Genomic DNA, 3,391 nt, shown 5'->3' on the forward strand with positions numbered 1-3,391 from the left:
CCCCCTCTCCCACTCCCCCACTCTCCCCTTCTTCCCTAAGCTCCTCCGCCACCGCCATTGCCAATGAAGAGGAAAGTTATTACGTCAATGGCAATTACAATGGCAAAAGCTAAGGCAACTTGAGTCACAATTGGTCGCCAGTCATTGCCTTGCTGCGCTTGGTTGTAAGCAAAAAGAGACGCGGCTGCTACTAACAAAAGGAAGGCTCCGCGAATTAAGTTGAAAATCAGTTCGATGACTTCGGCATCAATAGCTTCACCTCCTGCGGAAGCCGCTCCTTCTGCTAGCTCTGTCATAAATTCTTCTAAGCCGGAGAGGAAGATGGCGTTGGCGGGGGAATCGAGCACGGAGCACAGTGCAGTGGAGGTAATTATGGCAGTAGCAACGTGCCATAATCGAATTTTGCAGCCGATATATCGCTCTACAATTGGGATTGCTTTAGCGGTGTGCCACAAACTTAAAAAGACTATGCTGGAGCAGCCTAAAGTCGCAATTAAGAGCGGGTCGTGAATGCTGAAGTAGATGAGCGAGGCTAGGCAAATGCCGAGGAATGGAAGGTCGCCCAGTTTGATTTTCTGTTGTTTTAACCAGCGTAATAATGTGTTGCGGTTTCGTTGATTTCTTGTTTGGTCTAAGTAAGTAGCCATGTCACTATCTCGATTGTTTTAGTGCTTTAATGCCAATTTAAGTTGCATCTAATCCCTGAAAAATCGCCAAAAAAGGTGATTTTATACAGTGAGAGTGACCCCCTCCAAATGGAGGGTGCAAGTGAAAAAAGTTATTTCAAATTTCCATTTCGGTCTCAGTTTTTCTCGCTTCCTGCTTGTTGGAGTTCTGGTTTTGAGCGAGTTGTTGTTGGGAGAGGAGATTTTCTACTTCTTCGGGTGGAATGTCGCACAGAAGAACCTCAACATTACCTTTTTGGAGGCTGGCTTCAAAAACTATCTCGCTGTGAGAGTTAAAGCCTTTGACAGTACCCTTCGACTTGGATTTATCGCTGAATTCGACTTCAAAGTCGAGGCGCGAGCCTTGGGAATCGGTAAAGCTCACTTCATCTTGATTGCTTCTCTTTACCATTTCAGCTAGCCGCTCTTGGTTGAGAGCTTGTTGAAAAATCTTTAAGCGGTCGAGTTCTTCTTTTTCTTCAGGTTTCAGGAAGTCGTTTGTCACTTTCCATTCTCCAGTTTTATCCTGTACTGCTGAAAACAGTTCCTCGCCTTCCTTAGTTTTTAAGCTGACAGCGGTAGAGAAGTCAAAATTTGTTACATAAAGTTTGGCTTGTCCAAAATCAACCCCGTCTTCTAATGCAATGCCTTCCGCATTTGCTTCTTCTTCAGCTAGGCTGTAAATTTTTGCCAGTGTTGCTGCAAGTTGGGCGTCCTGAGTAAGATTTTGGGCGGTCACAGTGATTTTTTTAGCAGTAGCGCTAGCGCTGCTGCTAGCTGGGATTGTTGATTCTAATGAAATTTTTTCACCTATTTCTGTTCCGTTTTGTACGAATTGGTCGCTGAGGGATGGAGTTGAGCTGTCGGGCGGTTCTAATTTTGCCTCGCCAGCTTGAGCGCCTGTCTCGCTTTTTTGAAGAGAAAGTTTGTTCTCTAAAGCTTCTATTCGTTGTTCTAGGGTATCGAGTCGCTTTTCAAGTCGGTTGAGTGCTTCATTTATTTGTACGAGCTGTTCTTCAAAACTCGCCTCTGTGTCAATCTTAATAGATGCCGTTTTTTCAGAATTGTTGTCTCTCACACGACCGGAAATTTTATCAACTTTTCCGTGGACTTTGCTAACAGCTTTAGCTAAGAGTATACCGGGTGTTGAGACAAATTCGGCATCCGGTTCAGGTAAGATGTTTTGTTCCGGTTCTGGCTTCGGTTCAGCTATTGGTAAAGCTTCGGATTCGACCATTGCATTTGCAACTGAATCCGCTTCAACCAAGTTGGTAACCCGCTGCGACAGCGAGTCAGCTCGCTGGCTTTGAGCTTGGAGCCTTTTGACAATACCGGCAATTTGGCGCTCTTTTCCAGCCCCAAGAGCAGCTTCTATAATTTGAGAAGCTGCTTTTTTCCCCATCAGAGTAGCGAGAACCGCAACTTGACCGCTCAGGCCGCTGACTGTTGTACCTTCTACCTCACTTCCAGAAATGGCTGTTCTACCACTAACTTGTACAGCAGCATCAAGGATACTATCGATGTTCTGGTCGTTTGATTTTTTGCCTTGAGGTCGCTGTTGGCTAGTTCGGGTTTTTGAAGGTGTGCGTGCTAAGGATTCAGCAACTTCTACCGCTCCATCTGTCTGAAGTTTTCTTTTGGCTTGGGATTTAGCTGATAATTCTTCGTCTTCCAAATCTTCTCGCTCAGAGTTTTGAAGGTGGCTTTTAGTTTGAGGCTTAGCTTTAGGTTGAGGTTCTTTGACTTCAAACTCATCTAGCTTACTTAGTTCATCTCTCGGAGAGCAGGTTAAGGCTTTAGATTTAAGCAGTAGTTCCTCCGAATCCAATTCCTCTAGGTCATCTTTTCGAGGTCTAGTTTTGTTTTTAGAATTGGCTGAGGGTTCGTCATCCTCCCAAGTTTTTATTTCATCTTTTTTCGATTTGGTATTAGTTTTAGATTTCGCTCGGGGCAAGGGTTCCTCATCCTCTAACTCATCTAGCAAATCGTCTTTTTTAAACGTAGTTGCAGTTTTAGATTTAGACGGAGAGGGTTCTTCCTCCTCCAATTCATCTAGTAAATCGTCTTTTCTAGACTTAGTTGCAGCTTTAGATTTAGGCGGAGAGGGTTCTTCCTCCTCCAATTCATTTAGTAAATCGTCTTTCTTAGACCTTGTTTTAGTTCGAGGCGAATCGAGTAATGCTTCAATTCCTGTTTTAGTAAATCGGTTGTCGTCCGGCTCTCCCAAGTGCTCCATCATGTACTTTCCTGTGGTAGAGCCGTACTCGGGTCGATCGCTCAAACTGAGGACGAGTCCGTTGTGCTTGACCTCCACGCTAATGCCAGGTTTGCCGTCTGCTTCCGTTAGTTCTTCAATTGCATCGGCAAAATCTTCTACGCTGGTGAGTCCGTTTTCCAGGCAGTAATCTAAAGCTTTCTCGCAGCGATTTCTTAGGTAGTTGAGGATTTTCTTGCCCTCGGCTGTGTTAGGGGTGATGTAGTTTCCCTGGCTTCGGCTTCGGTATGCTGTTTTTGTAGCCATAATCTTTGTGGCGGCGTGAGTGGATATTTCCCATGAAATTCGAGCAGTATGGCTACTGACTTCACTCGGAAGAGCGGTTTTGGGGAGTTAAAGTGACCCCCTCCAATCGGAGGGGGAATTGTCCCCCACTAATAATTAAGCTGCTACGCATCTAAAGTACCTGTTGGTTGGGGAGGGGGAGAAAGAGAGGGGGAGAGGGGGAGAG

The 3,391-nt window shown here is 45.3% G+C and carries 2 protein-coding genes; both read right to left on the minus strand.

What is annotated here, in order from left to right:
* Positions 1-35: 35 nt before the first annotated feature.
* The gene (locus tag AACV78_RS28405) at positions 36-647 is read right to left on the minus strand and encodes a hypothetical protein (RefSeq protein ID WP_194013098.1); all 612 of its coding nucleotides are present in this window, start codon (positions 645-647) and stop codon (positions 36-38) included.
* A gap of 136 nt (positions 648-783) precedes the next feature.
* Positions 784-3,186 carry a hypothetical protein gene (locus AACV78_RS28410; protein ID WP_194013097.1) on the minus strand — a complete coding sequence of 801 codons (2,403 nt, stop codon included), beginning with the start codon at positions 3,184-3,186 and terminating at the stop codon, positions 784-786.
* Positions 3,187-3,391 lie beyond the last annotated feature (205 nt).

Origin of the sequence: Tychonema sp. LEGE 07196 (assembly GCF_963890365.1) — a bacterium.
GTDB lineage: Bacteria > Cyanobacteriota > Cyanobacteriia > Cyanobacteriales > Microcoleaceae > Microcoleus.

Bases quoted from the DNA above. Each gene is read 5' to 3' on its own strand.
- AACV78_RS28410 (WP_194013097.1), bottom strand. From the start codon at position 3,186: ATGGCTACAAAAACAGCATACCGAAGCCGAAGCCAGGGAAACTACATC.
- AACV78_RS28405 (WP_194013098.1), bottom strand. From the start codon at position 647: ATGGCTACTTACTTAGACCAAACAAGAAATCAACGAAACCGCAACACA.